The sequence below is a fragment of the Pseudomonas sp. CFSAN084952 genome (assembly GCF_009648855.1).
GTDB lineage: Bacteria > Pseudomonadota > Gammaproteobacteria > Pseudomonadales > Pseudomonadaceae > Aquipseudomonas > Aquipseudomonas paracarnis.
Genome location: NZ_CP045767.1, coordinates 5,888,908 through 5,909,249 on the forward strand (window position 1 = coordinate 5,888,908; position 20,342 = coordinate 5,909,249).

Genomic DNA, 20,342 nt, shown 5'->3' on the forward strand with positions numbered 1-20,342 from the left:
CCTCTGTGGCGAGCGAGCTTGCTCGCGCTGGAGTGCGTAGCGCTCCCAAGATTTTGGGGCCGCTGCGCAGCCCAGCGGGAGCAAGCTCCCTCGCCACAGGTCAAAGCTTGAATTTGTCGACCAGCGTCTGCAAGTCCAGGCTCAACCTCGCCAACTGAACACTCGCCGCCGCCGTTTCCTCGCTGGCGGCGGCGGTTTGTTCCGACACGTCCCGTACCTTCAGCACACTGCGGTTGATCTCCTCGGCTACAGCGCTTTGCTGTTCCGCTGCGGCGGCGATCTGCGGGTTCATTTCCTGGATGATCGACACCGTGCGGGCAATGGCGATCAGGGCGTCGCCGGCGTCGCGGGTCAGGGTGACGCTGTTATCGGTCAGGTTACGGCTGCTGTCCATGATATCCGCCACCTGCTGGGTGCCGCTATGCAGGCCGAGGATCAGCCCTTCGATCTCCTCGGCCGATTCCTGAGTGCGTTGGGCCAGGCTGCGCACTTCGTCGGCGACCACCGCAAAGCCTTGGCCGGCAGCGCCCGCACGCGCCGCTTCAATGGCTGCGTTCAGGGCCAGCAGGTTGGCCTGCTGAGAAACAGACTTGATCACATCCAGCACACTGGCGATCTTCTGGCTCTCCTGTTGCAGCGCGAGCATCGCACGGCCCGACAGCGCCATTTCACTGGCCAGGTTGCCAATCTGCTCCATAGCCTGGGTGACCACCTGCTCACCGGCGCCGGCCTGATGGTCGGCTTCTTGGGCCGCCAGCGAGGCGCGTTCGGCGTGGCGCGCCACTTCCTGGGCAGTGGCGAGCATTTCATTCATTGCCGTCGCCACCTGGTCGGTTTCATCTTTCTGCTCGTTGAGCCCGCTGCGGGTCTGCTCGGTGACGGTGGATAACTGCGTGGCCGCTCCGGCGATCTGCCGGGCGCTGTCACCGATACTGCTGATCAGGCTACGCAGGCTGCGGGTCATTTGCCCGATGCTTTGCTGCAACTGGCCGAGTTCATCGCGACGGTCGACCGCCATGTCGTGGCTGAGGTCGCCTTCGGCAATGCGGCGTGCGGCGCCAAGGATCTCCCGCAGTGGTACCGCAATCTGCCGGGCGATCCACCAGGCGGCCAGCGCGCCCAGGGCCAGGGCGGCCACTGTCACGCTCATCAGCAATGTGCGGGTGTGGTCTGCCTCGCTGTTGCGCTTGGTGTTCTGGCTTTGGCTCAACTGGTTACTGTTGTCGCGCAGGTCATCGAGTTGCTGTTCGAAGCGGTTTTGCACGGTCTCCACGTTGAGCTGGGCTTCCTTGAGCTCGATCAACTGCTCGCGATAGTTAGCCAGGTCGGTCTTGAGCAGTGCTGAGTCCACGGGCAGCGCTGTGACTGCCAGTTGCGCGGTCTCCAGGGCGTCAAGGGCCTTGCCGATGGCCTCTGTATACATTGCCAGCGATTGCGCGGCCCAGGCGGGGCTCTGGGCGCGATCTTCGGCCAGCTCCATGGCCTGCCGCAGTTGCTCAATGGCATCAAGGGCCTTTTCGTCGTTCTGATCAGGCAGGTCACTGGCAAATTGGGCGAGGGTATCGCTGGCTTGCAGGGCGACTTTTTTCAGCACCGGGCGGATGCGCTCACGCTGTTCGACCAAGGGCGGAAGTTGCGTCAGGGCCGCCTTGAAGTGGCTTGCAAGGCTCTTGGCTTCTTCAAGTCGCTGCAGGTCAGCCGGGTCTTTCAGGCGGTTTGATAGGTCGGCCAAGTGCTGGTCCATCCGTTCAATCTTCGCGGCCATTTTGCTCAGGCTATCGCTGTCTGTCAGGGTGCGGTACACGATGCGGTCGGCGCGCATGGCCTCGGCGTCAACGGCCAATTGACCCAGGGTCGTCAGGCTATTGGATCGGTAAAGCACGGCGTTCAAGGCTTGCCAGCCCGTAGCGGCGATCAGGAAACTGAGGATCAGCACTTGGCCAAAACCCAGGGCGAGCTTGAGGCGGACGCTGGCATTGACCAGCACGCGGGTTAGCCGAGAAAACATGGTGAACCTCCGAATCAGAGAAAGCATTTCGCAACACATGAAACGCTAATTCGATTCGGGGCCGTGGAGGGCTGATAACTGCGTAGGAAATTTCACAAGTTACGGCGGCTTTGGTAAGCCGCCGTGTAGGGTAATTCAGACCCGGAAGCGCCCAACCAGGGTCTGCAGGTAGATCCCCAGGCGCGCCAGTTCGGCACTGGAGGACGCAGTTTCTTCGCTGGCCGACGAGGTTTGTTCGGAGATGTCGCGCACATTCAACACGCTGCGGTTGATCTCTTCAGCCACGGCGCTTTGTTGCTCGGCGGCGGTGGCGATCTGCGAGTTCATGGCCTGAATGGTCGAGACGGTGCGGGTGATATTGCCCAGCGCGTGGCCAGCGCGGCGCGTCAGCTCAACACTGCTCTCGGTCAGCCCGCGGCTGTTGTCCATGATGGTTGCCACCTGCTGGGTACCACTTTGCAGGCCGACGATCAGCTCTTCGATCTCTTCAGTGGACTTCTGCGTGCGCTGGGCCAGGCTGCGCACCTCGTCGGCCACCACGGCAAAGCCACGGCCGGCCTCACCGGCACGCGCGGCCTCAATGGCGGCGTTAAGGGCCAGCAGGTTGGTTTGCTGGGCTACGGATTTGATCACGTCGAGCACACTGCCGATCTTGTCGCTCTCGCGCTTGAGTTCACCCATGGCCACTGTGGAATTACCCACCTCGGTGGCCAGGCGCTCGATCTGGGCGATGGCTTCACCCACCACCTGATCGCCTTCACGGGCTTGCTGGTCGGCAGCCACGGCGGCTTCCGAGGCCTCTTCGGCATTGCGCGCCACTTCCTGCACGGTGGCCGCCATCTCGTTCATGGCGGTGGCCACCTGGTCGGTCTCGACCTTCTGGCTGTTGACCCCGGCGCTGGTTTGTTCGGTCACGGCCGACAACTGCTCGGCGGCGCTGGCGATCTGGGTGACACCGTCGCTGATCCCGCCGATCAACTCGCGCAGGCCTACGGTCATGCTTTGCATGGCACGCTGCAATTGACCCAGTTCGTCCTGGCGGCCCGATTCCAGGTTGTGGCTCAGATCGCCGGAGGCCACACGCTCGGCGACTTTGAGGGTCTGGTTCAGGGGGATGACGATCTGGCGGGTGATGGCCCAGGCTGCGAAGATGCCGACGATCAGCGCCAGCACGGTGGCAAGCAGCAACAGGTATTTGGCCTGCGCGGCATCTGCGTCACGCACGGCGGTCTGGGAGACGGTGAGTTTTTCGCTGTGGCCCAGCAGGATGTCGCCTTGGGCGATCATGGTTTTCAGCGCAGCCGCGCTGGCGACCTGGGAATCGCGATACTGGCTGACGGCGGCGCGGTAGGCTTGCAGTGAAGCCCCGGCTTCTTGCAGGTTGGCCTGGTATTGGGCCGGCAGCTGGCCTTGCAGTTCGGTGATTTTCTTCAGGGCGTTGTCGATAGCATCCAGGGCCGGTTGCTCGGCTTCGACCTTGCCGCTGTAGGTGTAGCCGCGTACTTGGAAGCGCGATTGCTGGATCAGCTTGCTCTGCTCCACCACGCTGTTGAACTGGGTGACGCTGTCACCTTGCAGCAGGGCTTTTTCGATTTCATTGATCTTGGCGACAGCATTGTCGGCAGTGTCGCCGAGCTTGCTGCGAGCACCCTCACGCTTGAGGCCCGCCTGGACCATGGCCGCGAAGGCCTTTTTGTATTGGTTCAAGGCTTCCTGCTGTTGCTCGACCAGGGCTTTGTCGTCAGGTTGCTCGATCAGCTCGGCGGCGGTCTTCAGGCCGCTGTCGAGGTGGGCGAGCAGGCCGTCGACCTTGTCCGTGCCTTGCTCGCCACGGCGCATATCGAAGTCCAGACGTGCCAGGCGCAGGTCTTTGGTCAGGCCATTGAGGCTGGAAATGAAGCCCAGCTTGTCGCCGCGGCTGATCACATCCCCCAGGCCGGTCCAGCCGGTAAAGGTGATCAACAGCGTCAGGACCAATACCAGGCCAAAGCCGACGCTCAGCTTGCGGTTGACGCTTACATTCCCCAACTTCTCGGCTAACCAACGATACATGCTGCGAACTCCCCTGGAACAAGGCTTGGACTTATTCAAAGGCTATCGGCACGGGCGCGAGATTCTGTAGCTATGCACATGATCGTTCCCACGCTCTGCTGATCGTTCTCACGCTCTGCTGATCGTTCTCACGCTCTGCTGATCGTTCCCACGCTCTGCGTGGGAATGAATGGCGTGACGCTCTGCGTCACAAGGGCGGACGCAGAGCGTCCTGAGCGGCATTCCCACGCAGAGCGTGGGAACGATCAGTCGGGGGGTTAGAACAGGCGGGCGAGCAGGGCCGTTACGGCGGTTTCGACGCGCAAAATACGTGCACCCAGTTGCACCGGCTGCAAACCGGCCTTGGCCAGCAAGTCCACTTCATAGGGAATCCAGCCGCCTTCCGGGCCGATCGCCAGGGTCACCGGTTCCTCGAGGGCTCGGGGGCAGGCTGGGTAATCGCCCGGATGGCCGATCAGGCCCAGGGTGCCAGCCGCCATGGCCGGCAGCCGATCTTCCACAAACGGCTTGAAGCGTTTCTCGATAATGATCTCGGGCAGCACCGTGTCCCGCGCTTGTTCCAGGCCGAGGATCAATTGCTCGCGCACCGCTTCCGGCTCCAGGAACGGGGTTTGCCAGAAGCTTTTTTCCACCCGGTAGCTGTTGACCAGCACCACCTTGGGCACGCCCATGGCCGCCACGGTTTGCAACACCCGGCGCAGCATCTTCGGGCGGGGCAGGGCCAGCAGCAAGGTCAGGGGTAATTTGCTCGGTGGCGGTTGGTCGAAGCTCACTTGCAGTTCGGCTTCAGCGGCTTCCAGGCGCAGCAGTTGGGCATTGCCCATCAGCCCGCCAATCCGGCCCACGCGCAGGGAGTCACCGACGGCGGCGCGGTGAACCTCCTGCATATGCACCAGGCGCCGATCACGCAGCACTACGCGGTCGGCCGCGATAAAGTCGGCCTCTTCGAGCAGCAGCAGGTTCACGGCTGGGTCGCAGGCGGCTGGTCGTCGTCGACAGGCGCGTCATCCGGGTGTTCGCCACGCTTGCTGATCAAGCCGCTGAACAGGATGCCCACTTCGAACAGCATCCACATCGGCACGGCCAACAAGGTCTGGGAGAAGATGTCCGGTGGCGTGAGGATCATGCCGACCACGAAGCAGCCGATGATCACATACGGGCGGATCTTCTTCAGGTACTTGACGTCGACCACGCCGATCCACACCAGCAACACTACCGCTACCGGAATTTCAAACGCCACGCCAAAGGCGAAGAACAGCGTCATCACGAAATCGAGGTAGCTGGTGATATCGGTCATCATTTCCACACCGGCTGGAGTCGCGGCGGCGAAGAACTTGAAGATCAGTGGGAACACCAGGAAATAGGCGAAGGCCATGCCGGTGTAGAACAGCAGGATGCTCGACACCAGCAACGGCACGGCGATGCGCTTCTCATGCTTGTAGAGGCCTGGCGCGATAAAACCCCAGATCTGATGCAGGATCACCGGGATCGCCAGGAACAGCGAGACCATCATGGTCAGCTTCAAGGGCGTCAGGAACGGCGACGACACATCGGTGGCGATCATCGTCGCGCCGGCCGGCAGGTACTGGCGCAGGGGCGTCGAGACGAAGGTGTAGATCTGCTGGGTAAAGGCGAACAGCCCGGCAAAGATGATGAAGATCGCCGCCACGCAACGCAGCAGGCGGGTACGCAGCTCGGTGAGGTGCGAGACCAGCGGCATATGCTGGTCGTTTTCCGGTTTATCAGCGCTCATGGGGCTCGCGGCGGCAATGTAGGGTCATGGGGCGCGGGCGACGCAACGGGCGTCGGCGCGGGCGTCGTAGGAGCGGGCGCTGCCGGTGCGGCGTCGGCCACAGGGGCTGGCGCGATGCTGTGCTCGGCCACCGGCGTTACCGGCTTGGCCGGCTCTTGCACCGGGGAAAGAATCTTGCGGGCTTCCTGCTCCAACGAGAGGATGTGCTCGTTGTGCAATTGCCGACGGATTTCGTCGGCACCGATTTCCCGTTCAACTTCCTGTTTGATCGCGTTGAAACTGCGCTTGAGGCGCCCGATCCACAAGCCGGCGGTGCGTGCGGCACCGGGCAGGCGTTCCGGCCCCAGTACCAGCAGGGCCACCAGGCCGACGAGCAGCAGTTCAGAGAAGCTGATACCAAACATTAGTCAGTGCTCACGAGTCTTTGCGGGTCGGCTCTTGGACCTTTTCAGCCTGCACGTCGAAGGTACGGCGCTCGGTGATCGGCTGGGTGGCCTGCGGGTGAACAGGCTGGGCCGGTGGCACCGGGTTGGCGCTTGGCTCGGCTGGCTTTTCATCATCGTTCATGGCTTTGCGAAAGCCCTTGATCGACTCGCCCACATCGGTGCCCAGGTTCTTGAGCTTCTTGGTGCCGAACACCAATACCACCACCACCAGAATGACGATCCAGTGTTTCCAGTCAAAAATGCCCATGCTTCAAATCCTCAAGTCTTACGTTATTCAGGCGGACGGGCGCGAGGCCTTCTCGGCGTGCCCGGACAAGCCGAAGCGACGGTCCAGTTCATCCAGCACGGCCTGTGGGTGCTGCCCCAGTTGGGCGAGCATCACCAGGCTATGGAACCACAAGTCTGCGGTCTCATAGATTACATCGCTGTAATCACCGCTGATTTGCGCGTCCTTGGCCGCAATGATGGTCTCGACGGATTCTTCGCCGAGTTTTTCCAGAATCTTGTTCAGACCCTTGTGGTACAGGCTGGCGACGTAGGAGCTGTCGGCATCCGCGCCTTTGCGGTCTTCCAGCACCTGGGCCACACGGTTCAGGGTATCGCTCATGTTCAGTGTCCTGCTGGGTAGATGGCGTGCGGGTCTTTGAGCACCGGCTCCACAACCTTCCATTCGCCATTCTCGAACACGCGATAGAAGCAACTGTGGCGGCCAGTGTGGCAGGCAATGCCGCCGATCTGCTCGACCTTGAGGATCACCACGTCGGCATCGCAGTCCAGGCGCAGCTCGTGCAGGGTCTGCACGTGCCCGGATTCTTCGCCCTTGCGCCACAGTTTGCCACGCGAACGTGACCAGTAGATGGCGCGCTGCTCGGCGGCGGTGAGGCTCAGGGCCTCGCGGTTCATCCAGGCCATCATCAGCACGCGCCCGGTCTTGTAGTCCTGGGCAATGGCCGGCACCAGGCCGTCACTGTCCCACTTGATCTCATCCAGCCAGTCTTTCATGTTCGGCTCCGGCAATTTGCGACAGTGTATAACCGGATGGGCTATCGACGCACGATCAGATAAACACCCACGGCGACCATGATGCCGGCTGGCCAGTGGCCCAGTTGGTTCAATGGCCCACCAATCGCCAGCATCACACCGCCCACCAGGTGCGCGGCGCCGAGCAGGCGCAGGAACCAGTCGTCCTTGCGCTTGCGCCACGGTGGCTCAGGGTCCTTGGCGTGGGGCTGGGACATGCGCTCCAGCAGGTCGCGGGTCATGTTGGTCAGGTGCGGCAGCTGTTCGAACTGGCTGTGCAGGTTGCCCAGCATGGTTTTGGGGCTCATGCGCTCGCGCATCCAGCGTTCCAGGAAGGGTTGCGCGGTGTTCCACAAGTCGAGGTCCGGGTACAGCTGGCGGCCCAGGCCTTCGATGTTCAGCAGGGTCTTCTGCAACAACACCAACTGCGGCTGTACTTCCATATTGAAACGCCGCGCGGTCTGGAACAGACGCATCAGTACCTGACCGAAGGAAATATCTTTTAACGGTTTTTCAAAGATCGGCTCGCAGACGGTACGGATCGCCGCTTCGAATTCGTTGAGCTTGGTTTCCGCCGGCACCCAACCCGAATCAATGTGCAGCTGCGCCACACGACGGTAGTCGCGCTTGAAGAAGGCAAACAGGTTGCGCGCCAGGTAATCCTGGTCTTCCGGGGTGAGGCTGCCGACGATGCCGCAGTCGATGGCGATGTACTGCGGGCTCCACGGGTTGACGGTGCTGACGAAGATGTTGCCCGGGTGCATGTCGGCGTGGAAGAAGCTGTCGCGGAACACTTGGGTGAAGAAGATTTCCACACCGCGCTCGGCCAGCATCTTCATGTCGGTGCGTTGGTCGGCCAGGGTCGCAAGGTCGGTGACCTGCACGCCGTAGATGCGCTCCATCACCAGCACTTTGGGCCGGCACCAGTCCCAATACACCTGCGGCACGTACAACAGTTGCGAGCCTTCGAAGTTGCGTCGCAATTGGCTGGCGTTGGCCGCTTCGCGCAGCAGGTCGAGTTCGTCGTAGATGGTTTTTTCGTAGTCGGCGACCACGTCCACCGGGTGCAGCAGGCGCGCATCGGCAGAGAAGCGTTCGGCCGCGCGGGCCAGGATGAACAGCCATGCCAGGTCCTGGCCGATGATCGGCTTGAGGCCTGGGCGAATGACTTTCACCACCACTTCTTCGCCGGTCTTGAGCTGCGCGGCGTGCACTTGCGCCACCGACGCCGAGGCCAGGGGCTCGACGTCGAAGCGGCTGAACACCTCGCTGATCTTCTGGCCCAGCTGTTCTTCGATCAGCGCCATCGATTGCTGCGAATCGAACGGCGGCACGCGGTCTTGCAGCAGCATCAGCTCGTCGGCGATGTCTTCGGGCAACAGGTCGCGGCGGGTGGAGAGGATCTGCCCGAACTTGATGAAGATCGGCCCCAAATCCTGCAACGCCAGGCGCAGGCTGGCGCCACGGCTCAACGGTGACGGTTTGCGCGGCAACCAGCGCCACGGCAGCACATAACGCACCGCCAGCAGGAACCATGGCAAAGGCAGGGCAAACAGCAGGTCATCGAGACGGTAGCGGATTACGACGCGCTGGATACGAAACAAACGGCGGACGGCGAGCAGCTTCATGCGTTATCGCTTGGATCAAGGGAACGGCTCAAGCGCTCGAAGCGGGCCTCGAGGCGTTCCAGGTCGATTTTGGCCTTGTCGAGCTCGCGAAAGCGCGCTTGCGCTTCCCGTTGCCCGACCAGGGTGCGCGATTCTTCGCTCAGGTATTCGGCAAGGTTCTGGTTGAGGCTGGCGAACCCTTGCTGGTACCAGCGCGAGCGGCTGCGCAGGTGCCCGCTGATCAACTGGGTGGCGACGGGGCCAATCCAGCGCGACAGTTCGTATTCCCAGTCCAGCTCCAGGTCTTGCAGCACGGCGGCCAGGTCCATCAGCACCGCACTGTCGCCTTCCAGTTCCACCTCGGGGCTGTGGAGGATGGCGGTCTTGTTGCGGCTCAGTGCCAGGTGCAACAGGCTTGAGGCTGGCGCACGCAGAGTGCAATCGGCCTCAGCGGCCCATTGAGTGGCGAGCAACAGGCCTTCATCGCTGGGCAGGATAAACAGCTGCAAGGCGGGGCTTCGGCAGTCGACGGCAATGACTTTGCCGGTCAGGTGCGCGAGCCGCGCCAGGGCGGTGCTGTCCAGGCGCAGTACACGGTTGAGGCCGTGCTCGACGCTGGCGAGAAGACCTTGCAGCAGCATCAGGGCTTGATGCCGCGGTGCAGGGCGACGATGCCGGACGTCATGTTGTGGTAGGTCACGCGGTCGAAACCGGCCTCCACCATCATCGACTTCAGGGTTTCCTGGTCCGGGTGCATGCGGATCGACTCGGCCAGGTAGCGGTAGCTCTCGGCGTCGTTGGTGATCAGCTTGCCCATCAGTGGCATGAAGGCGAACGAATAGGTGTCGTAGACCTTGGACATCAGCGCGTTGGTCGGCTTGGAGAATTCCAGCACCAGCAGGCGGCCACCCGGCTTGAGTACGCGCAGCATCGAGCGGATCGCGTCTTCTTTGTGAGTCACGTTACGCAGGCCGAACGCGATGGTCACGCAGTCGAAACGGTTGTCGGGGAAGGGCAGCTTCTCGGCATCGGCCTGAACGAACTCGATATTGCCGGCCACGCCTTTGTCGAGCAGGCGGTCGCGGCCAACCTTGAGCATCGAACCGTTGATATCGGCCAATACCACCTGGCCGGTGGGGCCAACCAGCTTGGAGAACTTGGCCGCCAGGTCGCCTGTACCACCGGCGATGTCCAGCACCCGGTTGCCGGTGCGTACGCCCGACAACTCGATGGTGAAGCGCTTCCACAGGCGGTGCATGCCGCCGGAGAGCACATCGTTCATCAGGTCGTACTTGGCCGCCACGGAGTGGAACACCTCAGCGACTTTTTCCGCTTTCTGGCTTTCCGGGACGTTCTTGAAGCCGAAGTGAGTGGTGGGTTCGGCATCGCTGCCTTTGCGCTGATCAGTCATATCGCTGTCACCAAAAGAGAATGCGGGACATGATAATCCCCAAGGCCTACTTTGTCTTGGCAAGGCTGCAGGTAAGATAGGCGCTCATCGAGACCTTTTGCCGCATGGCGGGTGTTCTGAGTCGTTATATAGAGGAGTCATTGCAATGGCCCGTATTACCGTTGAGCGTGAACATACCCTGGGAAAAGAACAGGCGCGGGCCAAGGCTGAGCAATTGGCGCGCAAACTCGAGGATAAATATGGGGTGGAGTCTTCATGGGCTGGCGACACCCTGAAGCTCAAGCGCTCCGGGGTTAAAGGCACGGTTGCGGTGGCCGACAACTCACTGCGCATCGATGTCGAACTCGGCCTGTTGATGTCGGCCATGAGTGGCACGATAAAGTCCGAAATCGAAAAGGCCTTGGATAAAGCGTTGGCCTGACCTGGCTGCTCTTAGGGTGCCGATTCTAATTTTAAACCCTACTTTGTGCCCAAGCCCTCAACTCCTGCGGGCCGTCCTCCCCCCCTTTTTGTGTGAGGTGCACCATGGCCAAAGTTATTTTGAAGAAAAAAATCGACGTTCAAACCACTCCCCTGAGTGAGGTTAAAAGCTATGCCCGCAAGATCTGGCTGGCGGGTCTTGGTGCCTATGCGAAGGTCGGCAGTGAGGGCAGCGAGTACTTCAAAGAGCTGGTTAAGAGCGGCCAACATGTTGAAAGTAAAGGTAAAAAAGTTGTAGTTGAACAACTTGATGCCGCCAACAGTCAGATTGACCAGGTAAAGAGTAATGTCTCCGGCGTCAGGAGCCTGGTTGAAGTTCAGCTGGATAAAGTTGAAAAAGCTTTTGACACGCGTGTTGCAAGTGCCTTGAATCGAATCGGCATTGCGTCTAAACATGACGTGGAGACACTCTCTGCTAAGCTCGAAGAGCTGACGGCATTGCTCGAACGTGTCGCGCGTAAACACTAAGGAGACATCGGGATGGCTGTTAAAAAGACTACTCAGAAAGAAGGCAGCTCGTGGGTCGGGGAAGTTGAAAAATATTCCCGCAAAATCTGGCTTGCTGGTTTAGGCGTGTACTCGAAGGTTAGCAGTGACGGCGGTAAATACTTCGAGACTCTGGTCAAGGACGGCGAGAAGGCCGAGAAGTTGACCAAGAGTACAGTGGGGAAAAAAGTTGATGCGGCCAAGGCAACGGCCGGTTCCGCCAAGTCGAGTATTTCTGACACGTGGGGCAAGTTGGAAGAAACCTTCGACAAGCGCCTCAACAGTGCTATTTCGCGACTGGGCGTGCCTAGCAAGGCTGAGTTGAAAACGTTGCACAGCAAGGTCGATACCTTGACCAGGCAAATCGAAAAACTCACTGGCGCCAAAGCGGCTCCAGCCAAGACTGCCGCAGCAAAACCTGCGGCAAAACCAGCGGCCAAAACTGCAGCTGCAAAACCAGCAGCCAAAGCCGCTGCCAAGCCTCTGGTTAAAGCTGCCGCTAAACCGGCTGCAAAATCTGCGGCCAAGGCGCCAGCCAAAGCCGCGACGAAACCTGCGGCCAAGCCAGCGGCCAAAACAGCTGCTGCCAAACCGGCCAGCAAACCTGCCGCCAAGCCAGCGGCTGCTAAAGCAGCAGCGAAACCTGCGGCTAAACCGGCTGCTGCCAAATCCGCTGCCAAGCCAGCTTCCGCCAAACCCGCTGCCAAGCCAGCTGCGGCAAAATCCGCCGCGAAACCAGCAGCAGCCAAACCGGCGGTAAAACCTGCGGTGGCCAAAAAACCTGCCGCGGCGAAAAAGCCAGCAGCGCCAAAGCCTGCCGTGGCGGCCAAGCCGGCTCCGACTGCTTCTGCAGCCAATTCGGTGTCCGCGCCGTCGCCCACCGCTGCTACCCCGACTGCAACGCCGGTAACCCCGACGCCATCCAGTCAGTCCTGATTTTTGCGGGACCAGAAAATGCCCGGCCTATAAAGGTCGGGCATTTTTTATGGGCCACAGCAATCAGGCGTCGCGGGCGCTACACCAAGCCCATCAGTTATAAGTGATAGAAACGGTGACGGCACTGGCCAGCGTGCCGTGGGAAATCGCCGCGCCGGTTTTGTGGTAAGCCGCTTTGAGCGCCAGTACCGCCTTGCTGCTGCTCGTTGCAACCGTACGGCTACGCTGGGCCTCCGTACCGTTGGCGGGGATGATGCCTGCGCTGGCCAGCCAAAGAGCGGTGCCGCCCGAAGTTCCCGTATTGGCAAAGAGCTCTGCGTTGCCGGCGGAGGGTGTGCCAGCGAATTGAAAGATCACGTTCTTGACGTCAGAGTCGCAGTCAGCGGCAAGCTCGAAATCGTGTTCTCCAGCGGAGTCGGCACTATCGAAGTCCGACACTTTGACGGGCGGTAGAGTGATGGTGCGGTTTACATCGCCGGCGATCAGGTTGCACGTGCCCGCGTTGACCACGCCTTGGAAGGTCAGGGTGCCGGTGGTAGCAGCGAAGGCGACAGGAGCGCCCAGGCTGGCCGTGAACGCCAATAGCAGAGGCAGTATTGAGAGACGCATCGTTAATCCTCAGGGTTTCAGTTGTAGGTGATGTTGACGGTAGCGGTACTGATCAGCGTGCCTTGGCCGACCGTGCCGCTTTTGTGGTACGCAGCGCCGAGTGGCAGTACCGCGCGATTGCCGCTCACAACCAGCGTGCGTTCGTTGTCGCTGCCATTGGCAGGGATCGTTTGATTCGTTCCGTTGATACGTGAATACAGCCACAGCGCCACGCCTCCAGCGGTGCCTGTATTGGCGAAGAGCAGGTCATTTTCAGGCGAGGGCGGGCCGGAAAAACGAAAGGTGACGTTGGCGGCATCGCTGCAATTGGCCGTCAGCTCAAAGTTGTGTGCGCCAGCGTAGGGGCTGCTGTTGAAAGCACTGACCTGCACCGGGTCGAGGGCGATGGAGCGGTTGACGTCGCCTGCTTCAAGGTTGCAGGTAGCAACAGGGCTTACGAACCTGACCGAGTTGTTGAGGTTGAGCTCAAAGCGGCCCAGGCGCTGGCCTATACGGGTCATCATTGTGTATTTGTAGATGCTTCCCGCCGGCACTACCCCTCCGGTCACCGGGCCGGTTTTGTAGAAGATCGCCTCGGCATTGGTGAAGATGGGATGGCGTCCAGTGGGCAGCTGATTGGTAATATTTTCAAGCGCGTAGAAGTTGGTCACTCCTCGGGCATCGGTAATTTTTATGCGGATGCCGATGCCAGGAGCCTCAGTGGAATAGATCAGGCTTGGCAATAGTTGCGGGTACCTGCGGGAGGTGACCTGTCTGAGGGTCAAGCTGTGGCAATTGAAGAAACGGCCGGGAACCACTCCACTGAATGGCTGCTGGGTGATGATGCTGCCATCGGGCAGGTTGGCCGGTACCGTAATAGTGGCCGGAAGGGAAAGGCCGTGCTCGGAGTCCATATAGCTATCGCACTCCGCCTGGGCCGCGATGGGCAGGCCAAGCACCAGCAGGGTCAAGAGGCGCGAGATCGACGGCTTCATTGTGAACTCCGTATTGTCATGGGGCTTTTGGCGGTAGGCGCTTGCGGCGCATGCTGGCAGGCACCTGCGTTCAGGTGGCGCAAGCGGTTGGTGTTCTCGGCAGTGAAACCTGTGCTCACGTCATAGCGCAGCGTGCACAGGGTCGTGGCGTCCGGGCCCCACTTGACCGTCAACTGCCCCTGCCCGCGTGACACACGCGCAAAGGCTTTGCCACCCTGGCCAACGATCCCGACGCTGGCGCCGCTTTCATCGAACACATCCGCGCCGAACGGCAATGGCGTGCCATCCTCCCGCAGCGCCGTGATCAACATGGCCTGCCCGCTGACGGTCTCGAATTGCAACTGCACCACCGAGCCGGCTCGTGGCGCGACGTTCTGAGCGGCGGTCTTGAGCTCGACATCCGAGGACAGATCCTTGGGGTCCAACTCGACCACGTTCTGGCGGTAAGGCGTGAGATTCGGCACCACGGCGAAGCCGCTTTTGCCGATCTGCGCGCTGTGGTTGCCATTGATCCGTGCGCCGAGGGCGTCGGGAGCCTGGACGATGCCGATGGTGTCGCCCAACTCTGGGGCGAAGGTCACACCGCCACGGTGGGCGACGATGCCACCGGTCATGCCCAGGGAGGTCGATTGGTACGCGTTGCTTTGGCCGTAGCTTGCCGACAGCACGCCTTGAGAGGTCTGGTATTTCATGTCGGCGCTAGTGGCATAGCCGCTGCCTTGAGCACGGCTGCTGCTCAGGCCGTAGCTCAATTCATTGCGCCCGCCAAGCGTACCGCCCAGGCTCAGGCGCTCGCCGCTGCTTTGATCGCCACGGTAGACGGTGGTGGTCAGTGTGGGCGAGCGTGCGCCGCTGCCCAGTGGCAGGCTGACGGTGAAGTCCAATTGCTTGTCGACGCGTTCGCTCAGCAAGTCCCGGGTGCGCTGCGCGCTGACGGTGTAATGCAAACCCTTCCACGTACTGCTGTAGCCGGCGGTAAACGTCAGGTTGCCATTGTTGCGGTTCCAATAGTTTTGCGAGGAGCCGGTCAGGTACACCGAGCCGTCGCCGACGCTTTGGTTGAGGCTGATGTCCATTCGGTCACGCAGGCGCGAAACGGTGTCGAGCTTGAGCCCGTCCAGCGCAAGGTCGCGGATGTGTGCTGCGTCGCTCACGCTCAAGAAGCCTTCGGTGGAGTAGCGGTAGGCGCCCAGCGCGAAGTGGGTGCCCGTATTCGCGAAGTTCTTGCTGTAGCGCAGCTGTACGCTTTGACCCGCGCGTGAACCATGCCCTGGCAGATGCGCGTTCGACTGGGTCAAGTCCAGAGAAAGTGCGCCCAACGGCGTGTTGAACGCGGCCCCCAGCAACTGTGAACGGTAATCCTCACCCATCACGGCACCGGTATAACCGGTCAGCAGATTACTCAGGCCATGCTGGTAAGTCGCTTGCATCAGCCTGGGCGGGTGGTGCAGGCCGACTTCATCGAGCAGGCCGGCACTCAGCGAATAGCGGCTGTAGCCGGGGCGCAGCAGGTTGGCGTTGGCGGCAAACGGTACGATGAACTCACGGGTACGACCGTCGGCTTCGGTGACGGTGACATTCAGGTCGCCGCCGTAACCGGTGGGGAACAGGTCCTTGAGCACGAACGGGCCGGGCGCGACGGAGACTTCATCCAGCAACACACCGCGTTGGCGCACAGTGACCCGTGCGTTGGTCTCGGCAACCCCGCGCACTACCGGGGCAAAGCCGGTCAGTGAATCGGGCAGCATCCGGTCATCGGAAGACAGGCTGGCGCCGCGCAGACGCACGCTGTCGAACAGTTCGCCGGGGGTATAGAGTTCGCCAAGCACCAGTTGGGACTTCAAGGCACTCAAATCCCGCTGCACATAGGTGGCGCTGCTTTGGTACCCCGAGGCGGTATGGGTGCGGCTGTAGCTGCCGTTGTGGCGCCAGTGCCAGTTCCCCAGGTTGAGGCCGGTGTTCAGGCCGAGGTAGCTGGAGCCCTGGGTGCGCCCGCCGGTCCGCGTGGTGAAGGTATTGGTGTTGTAACGCACAAACGCGGCATCCACGCCGCCATCCCAGTGTTGCGGGTCGACGTAGCCGCGTGGCTGGCGCGCCAGGTATATCTGCGGAACTTGCAGGTCGAGGCGACTTTCACCCGAATCGAACTGGCTGCTGGCGCCGGGCAGGTAGCTGGCGATGTCGGCACAGCTGGAAAGGGCTGCTGCCTCGACGCTATCGACGATAACGCCAAACCTGAGCAGCGCCTGGGGCTCCAGGCACAGCTGGGCGGTGTCATGGCCCGCGATCTTGGAAAAGGACAGGGTTTCACGCCCGATCCACTGGCCGTTAAGGTGCACATCGGCGCGATAGCTGCCAGGCAGGACGACGTTGCCTTGGTTGAACTTGGCGATATCGACCTGCAAGCCCGCCTTGCCACCCGGAAAGAAAGCCGGATTGAATTCGACCTGTTCGGCACTCTGGGCGCTGACGGCTTGAGCGCCGCTGATCAACAGCAGGCTATGCAGGGTCCGCTTGAAGCGATGACGTGCTTTTACGCCGGTTGGCGTGTTGAAACTCATGTTCAGCATTCTCGAAAAACAGGTGTCGGTCGACTGTCGGCATAGGGCGTCCCTACCCGCGTCAGTGGGCATCGACATGAAAAAGTAGGGGCGTGGTAGCGCCAGTCAGGGCGCCCTACGCTGGAAGGTCTGTTCTGGGGGCTGTCATGGCGGGGCCTTGGCGCTATGGACGGCCTTCACGCCATAGTCATCGAGTGTCTGGAACTCTACGGTCGCCTCGGTATTGGCCGATGCTTTGAGCGTGGGCAGCTCAAAGCGCAGGCGGCCGCCGGGCAGTACCATGTTTTCGCTGCCCGACGACGCGGTTTTACGCGCATGTCGTTGCCCGGACTCCAGCACCTCGACGGCTTCAAAGGTCACGTGATAGGGCGTCGGGTTGAAGACTTCCAGGCCCTGGCCCTGTGCGCTTGAGATGCGTCGCCATTGCAGTTTTCCGGGTGCCGTTTCGACTCCGTAGAGCAGGTTATGCGGACGGAAGAACAGTTTGATCCGCGAGCGAAACGCCAGCTGCAGTTGGTTGCCCTGTTGCGCATTTGGAGATTGCGCAGGCACTTCCAGCAAGTTGAACCAGAACAGGCTTTCCTGTGCGGTCGGCAAGGATTCGCCGGTATAGGCCACGCGCACCACCTGTTGCTTGCCCGGTTCCATACGGAAGATGGGCGGGGTCACCACAAAAGGAATGCCGCCCACCTGTGGCGTCGACTGCTCATCGCCATTATCCAGCCAGGTCTGGACCAATACCGGTGCCTGGTTCTTGCTCTCCAGCCTGACGGTGACCTCTTTGTCGTTCTGCGGATAAACCACGCGCGTGCTGTTGATGATCACGCTCGCCTGCAGCGCCGTTGCGCCCACCAGCGTGCAGGTCAGCAAGGTGGTCTGCGCAAAAATCGAAAATACATTCATGGTGGTTTATCCCGTGCAGCCAGGCAGCGCTGCCGAATGCCGTACGCGGGCACCGAAATCGCTGACGCTGGTGAACTCAACCTTGGCCGGGGTACGCGGACATTCGCGCAACAGCGGCAACGCAAAGCGCTTTACATCGCCGGCCGGCAGCAGCAGGCTGTCGTTGGCGCTCTGGTTCGGCGCTTTGGCAAAACGCTGGCCGGCGCTGAGCAGTTCGATAGAGGCAAGCGAGACGTGATAGGGCGTCGGGTTAGTGGCTTGCAGGGCGTAGCCGCGATCGTGGGCGATCAGTTTCCATTGCAGTTTCGAGGCTGCGTTTGCCACCGCATAAGGCAACGCTTGCGGGCGCAGGAATACGCGCAAGCGGGTGCGAAATGCCAATTCGATCTGGTTATTCTCGTCACCCTTTGCGGCACTCGGCGGCACTTCCAGTACGTTGAGCCAAAACAGGCTTTCACGATCGGCAGGCAAAGGCTCGCCCGAGTAGCGCAGGCGCAACGCCTGTTGCTGGTGCGGCTCAATGCGGAAGATTGGGGGGGACGTACTCAGCGGCGCTTTTGCAGTGGCGGCTGTTGAGTATCGGTCGCCGTCGTCCAGCCAGGTTTGCACCAATGCCGGGCGATTGCCCTTGTTTTCCAGGCGTACGATCACTTCCTGCCGTTCGGCAGGGTAGATCACCCGTGTGCCGTGGATGATGACGCCTGCCTCGGCGGCAAGTATGAACAGCAGCATTGCACCAGACACACCGGCGACAAATGTAAGACGGGCCTTCGTTTTCATCGTCTGGTCTCTTTACCCAGGGAGGAGCCCGCCTTCGCAGGCTCGCTCGCGCTTTACTCGGCGTACTCGATCATGAACCCGACCCGGGTGTTGACCTTGCCTTCGGTGGCCGGGCCGCTGGCGTACAGTTGTGCAGCCAATGGGATGGTTGCCTGGTTATCGGCGATCACCACGCCTTCGGATTTTTCGGTGTACACGTTGATCGGCGTGCCGCTGCGGCTGGTGACCTCCACCTGGACGTTTTTGGCGTTGGTGGTATCCGATGGATCGTCGTAACCATCAATGTTCAAGCGCCCAGTGGCCACGTCGATGGCCGGGCTGGTCGGATCGAAGGCAACCATGGCGGTGCGTCCGTTGGTGCAACTGCCCTCACCCGGTGCGCCGATGCGAATGGTGAAGCCGGTCAGGTTGGCACGGCTGCCTGCCGTGGCCAGGCGTGCAGCAGAGACGCCACCCAGGTTCACGTCCTTGACCACAGCCCCCGTGCCCGGAGCCGCGCCTTCGACGGTGCAGGTCACGTCGGTCACCAGTCCACTGAAGTTGATCACGCCGTCCGCGGCGTACACCGATGACGTCATCGTGGCGCTCAAGGCCAGGGCGATTGCAACGGCAGGTAAAACGTTGGCTTTCATTCTGTTTTCGATCTCGAGTTATTGAAGTTATCCGCCGCAGGTTTAAGCGCAGTGCCTGAGGTTCTTGTCGAATTTTTTTCATGGGGCGGGCTGGCATAATTTGTATCTAAAAGTGAATGCGCTCTATAGCGAAGTCTCGAGTTTTGGTTCGTGATTGTTCGAAAGCGTTTTGTTTTGTTTAGTTTTTTTCGTATGGATTTTTGGTTGGGTAAAGTTTCCTCAGTTGTTTCTGTAGGAAGTTGCCGTAAGTAAATGTAGTACTGTTGTGTCCGCTTATTGAACCCTGCATAAGGCTGGTCTATAGCGTGCAGTACTGCATTGATTTATGCGGGGCTCGTTATGACAACTTCACCATTGGCCATCTGTACCGTCATGCTGCTGGATGACCACGAGATGGTTCGCCAAGGTATCGCACTGGGATTGAATGCCGAGGCCGACATTCAGGTGACCGGCTCCTACGGTACGGGCCGGCAACTGCTGGAGGCGCTGGCCCGTCAGCGGGTCGATGTGGTCGTCATGGACTTCGTGCTGGCGCCGTCAGACATCGACGGCCTCAGTCTGCTCCAGACGCTGGGCAGGCGTTTCAGCCAGTGCCGGGCATTGATCGTTTCCTCGGATTATTCGCCTGCGACAGTCTCGCTGGCGCTCAAGGCTGGATGTTGGGGCATTCTGGGTAAGACTCAGAATCTGACCGAGCTGATCACGGCTATCCGAACTGTCGCTCAAGGGCGGCTTTATATACAACCTTGTATGTTGGCGACATTACAGGGCAAACACTCTGCGTTTGATCTCGTCACTGTGAAGTCGACGGTCAATGTTTCAGCGACGCTGTCATTGACCTCCGGGCTCACACCCAAAGAGCGCGAAGTATTGCGCTGTTTTCTCGATGGCATGTCAGTCAGTTCGATTGCGGCAAAGTTCTCCCGCAGTGCAAGTACTATCAGTACGCAGAAACAATCGGCTTATCGGAAGTTGGGCGTGCGCAATGACAGTGAACTTTTCAAATTCATTCAGCAATTCGGCGGGCCTGAGTAAGCACCGGTCAAAGCGGATCATCCAGGTAGCGCAAGGCCCAGCGTTCGGTGGCCTGGCGTGCAGGTGACAGCAGGTGCGGCGCTACCAGCATCATGACCTGGTACACCACCACTCGTACCTCGCCTTCACGGTCCAGTACGCGTTGGTAATCGAGGGAGAACAGCAGGGTCATGGTGATCTGTTCCACCAACTGCCCCAGTGCCTGGGTGTCACTGACCAGTTGCCCCGCAGCCTTCAACCGCGCCAACAAGGAGGCCAGGGTGCGTTTGAGCGCGGTAAGCAGATTGCGGATCCCCTTGGCCAGCTTCGGCAGGCGCCCGGCCAGGTTCGACAGGTCCTGGAAGAGGAAGCGATAGTGGGCCATGCGCTCGACAATCAGGTGCAAAAACAGCCAGTAGTCCTCAGCCTCCAGTTGCGCATCGGCAGGCGGGTCGAGCAGCGGCGCCAGCTCGCATTGAAAGCGCTCGAACAGCCCCAGTACCAACGGCTCCTTGCCATGGAAGTGGTAGTAGAGGTTACCGGGGCTGATCCCCATTTCATTGGCCACCTCCATGGTCGACACGTTCGGTTCGCCCTTGTGGTTGAACAACTGCAAGGCACATTCAAGGATACGGTCGCGGGTCTTCATCCAGTCTTCTTAATGTGATAT

The 20,342-nt window shown here is 60.7% G+C and carries 22 protein-coding genes and 1 pseudogene; 4 read left to right on the forward strand and 19 right to left on the reverse strand.

All coding sequences use genetic code 11. The features are described 5' to 3' along the window. Positions 1–100 precede the first annotated feature (100 nt). From GH769_RS26865 to ubiE, 12 genes and pseudogenes are all read right to left on the reverse strand, one after another. Positions 101–2,008 carry a methyl-accepting chemotaxis protein gene (locus GH769_RS26865; protein WP_032901822.1) on the reverse strand — a complete coding sequence of 636 codons (1,908 nt, stop codon included), beginning with the start codon at positions 2,006–2,008 and terminating at the stop codon, positions 101–103. A gap of 135 nt (positions 2,009–2,143) precedes the next feature. Next, a complete protein-coding gene (locus GH769_RS29515) occupies positions 2,144–3,016 on the reverse strand; it encodes a methyl-accepting chemotaxis protein (RefSeq protein ID WP_370694792.1) in 873 nt (290 codons plus the stop codon). Beyond that, a pseudogene (locus GH769_RS29520) lies at positions 3,002–4,060 on the reverse strand (methyl-accepting chemotaxis protein); the annotation flags it as partial. The gene GH769_RS29515 and the pseudogene GH769_RS29520, both read right to left, overlap by 15 nt. 257 nt (positions 4,061–4,317) lie before the next feature. Further along, positions 4,318–5,025 carry a 16S rRNA (uracil(1498)-N(3))-methyltransferase gene (locus tag GH769_RS26875; RefSeq protein ID WP_014716554.1) on the reverse strand — a complete coding sequence of 236 codons (708 nt, stop codon included), beginning with the start codon at positions 5,023–5,025 and terminating at the stop codon, positions 4,318–4,320. Continuing rightward, positions 5,022–5,813 (reverse strand): twin-arginine translocase subunit TatC, encoded by a 792-nt coding sequence (gene tatC / locus GH769_RS26880; RefSeq protein ID WP_003187874.1) that lies wholly within the window; start codon positions 5,811–5,813, stop codon positions 5,022–5,024. The genes GH769_RS26875 and tatC overlap by 4 nt, the downstream gene beginning before the upstream one ends. Continuing rightward, positions 5,810–6,217, reverse strand: a complete 408-nt coding sequence (gene tatB / locus GH769_RS26885) for a Sec-independent protein translocase protein TatB (protein WP_003187876.1) — start codon at positions 6,215–6,217, stop codon at positions 5,810–5,812. The genes tatC and tatB overlap by 4 nt, the downstream gene beginning before the upstream one ends. Before the next feature lie 10 nt (positions 6,218–6,227). After that, complete coding sequence (locus GH769_RS26890) at positions 6,228–6,506, reverse strand: twin-arginine translocase TatA/TatE family subunit (protein ID WP_003187877.1); 279 nt, start codon at positions 6,504–6,506, stop codon at positions 6,228–6,230. Positions 6,507–6,533: 27 nt separating this feature from the next. Continuing rightward, positions 6,534–6,866, reverse strand: coding sequence for a phosphoribosyl-ATP diphosphatase (locus GH769_RS26895; RefSeq protein WP_003187881.1), 333 nt, complete (start codon positions 6,864–6,866; stop codon positions 6,534–6,536). 2 nt (positions 6,867–6,868) lie between these two features. Beyond that, positions 6,869–7,261, reverse strand: coding sequence for a phosphoribosyl-AMP cyclohydrolase (gene hisI, locus GH769_RS26900; RefSeq protein WP_003187884.1), 393 nt, complete (start codon positions 7,259–7,261; stop codon positions 6,869–6,871). A gap of 41 nt (positions 7,262–7,302) precedes the next feature. Continuing rightward, positions 7,303–8,907: a ubiquinone biosynthesis regulatory protein kinase UbiB gene (ubiB, locus tag GH769_RS26905; RefSeq protein WP_032901824.1), complete on the reverse strand. Its 1,605-nt coding sequence runs from the start codon at positions 8,905–8,907 to the stop codon at positions 7,303–7,305. Continuing rightward, positions 8,904–9,527 carry an SCP2 domain-containing protein gene (locus GH769_RS26910; RefSeq protein WP_019820017.1) on the reverse strand — a complete coding sequence of 208 codons (624 nt, stop codon included), beginning with the start codon at positions 9,525–9,527 and terminating at the stop codon, positions 8,904–8,906. Before GH769_RS26910 ends, ubiB begins: the two co-directional genes overlap by 4 nt. Next, on the reverse strand, positions 9,527–10,297 hold the full coding sequence (ubiE, locus tag GH769_RS26915; RefSeq protein WP_153649944.1) for a bifunctional demethylmenaquinone methyltransferase/2-methoxy-6-polyprenyl-1,4-benzoquinol methylase UbiE: 771 nt from the start codon (positions 10,295–10,297) through the stop codon (positions 9,527–9,529). Before ubiE ends, GH769_RS26910 begins: the two co-directional genes overlap by 1 nt. Before the next feature lie 145 nt (positions 10,298–10,442). Between ubiE and GH769_RS26920 the strand changes: the two genes are divergently transcribed. The 3 genes from GH769_RS26920 to GH769_RS26930 all read left to right on the forward strand — a co-directional run bounded on the left by GH769_RS26920 (position 10,443) and on the right by GH769_RS26930 (position 12,199). After that, entirely contained in the window at positions 10,443–10,718 is a 276-nt protein-coding gene (locus tag GH769_RS26920) for a polyhydroxyalkanoic acid system family protein (RefSeq protein WP_014716557.1), read from the forward strand. Positions 10,719–10,822: 104 nt separating this feature from the next. Further along, complete coding sequence (locus tag GH769_RS26925; RefSeq protein WP_014716558.1) at positions 10,823–11,245, forward strand: phasin family protein; 423 nt, start codon at positions 10,823–10,825, stop codon at positions 11,243–11,245. 12 nt (positions 11,246–11,257) lie between these two features. Further along, positions 11,258–12,199, forward strand: a complete 942-nt coding sequence (locus GH769_RS26930; protein ID WP_014716559.1) for a phasin family protein — start codon at positions 11,258–11,260, stop codon at positions 12,197–12,199. A 93-nt stretch (positions 12,200–12,292) separates the two neighbouring features. Here the strand turns inward: GH769_RS26930 and GH769_RS26935 are convergent, their stop codons facing one another. From GH769_RS26935 to GH769_RS26960, 6 genes are all read right to left on the reverse strand, one after another. Further along, entirely contained in the window at positions 12,293–12,808 is a 516-nt protein-coding gene (locus GH769_RS26935; RefSeq protein WP_014716560.1) for a fimbrial protein, read from the reverse strand. Positions 12,809–12,825: 17 nt separating this feature from the next. Beyond that, on the reverse strand, positions 12,826–13,782 hold the full coding sequence (locus GH769_RS26940) for a fimbrial protein (RefSeq protein ID WP_014716561.1): 957 nt from the start codon (positions 13,780–13,782) through the stop codon (positions 12,826–12,828). Next, the gene (locus GH769_RS26945; RefSeq protein ID WP_032901826.1) at positions 13,779–16,343 is read right to left on the reverse strand and encodes a fimbria/pilus outer membrane usher protein; all 2,565 of its coding nucleotides are present in this window, start codon (positions 16,341–16,343) and stop codon (positions 13,779–13,781) included. Before GH769_RS26945 ends, GH769_RS26940 begins: the two co-directional genes overlap by 4 nt. A gap of 144 nt (positions 16,344–16,487) precedes the next feature. Continuing rightward, positions 16,488–17,246, reverse strand: coding sequence for a molecular chaperone (locus tag GH769_RS26950; RefSeq protein WP_020302376.1), 759 nt, complete (start codon positions 17,244–17,246; stop codon positions 16,488–16,490). A 6-nt stretch (positions 17,247–17,252) separates the two neighbouring features. After that, positions 17,253–18,026, reverse strand: coding sequence for a molecular chaperone (locus tag GH769_RS26955; RefSeq protein ID WP_032901829.1), 774 nt, complete (start codon positions 18,024–18,026; stop codon positions 17,253–17,255). A 53-nt stretch (positions 18,027–18,079) separates the two neighbouring features. Beyond that, positions 18,080–18,658 (reverse strand): fimbrial protein, encoded by a 579-nt coding sequence (locus tag GH769_RS26960; protein WP_032901831.1) that lies wholly within the window; start codon positions 18,656–18,658, stop codon positions 18,080–18,082. A 339-nt stretch (positions 18,659–18,997) separates the two neighbouring features. Between GH769_RS26960 and GH769_RS26965 the strand changes: the two genes are divergently transcribed. Continuing rightward, on the forward strand, positions 18,998–19,693 hold the full coding sequence (locus GH769_RS26965) for a response regulator transcription factor (protein WP_014716566.1): 696 nt from the start codon (positions 18,998–19,000) through the stop codon (positions 19,691–19,693). 7 nt (positions 19,694–19,700) lie between these two features. Here GH769_RS26965 and GH769_RS26970 read toward each other — a convergent pair whose 3' ends face one another. Continuing rightward, positions 19,701–20,321, reverse strand: coding sequence for a TetR/AcrR family transcriptional regulator (locus GH769_RS26970; RefSeq protein WP_020302373.1), 621 nt, complete (start codon positions 20,319–20,321; stop codon positions 19,701–19,703). Positions 20,322–20,342 lie beyond the last annotated feature (21 nt).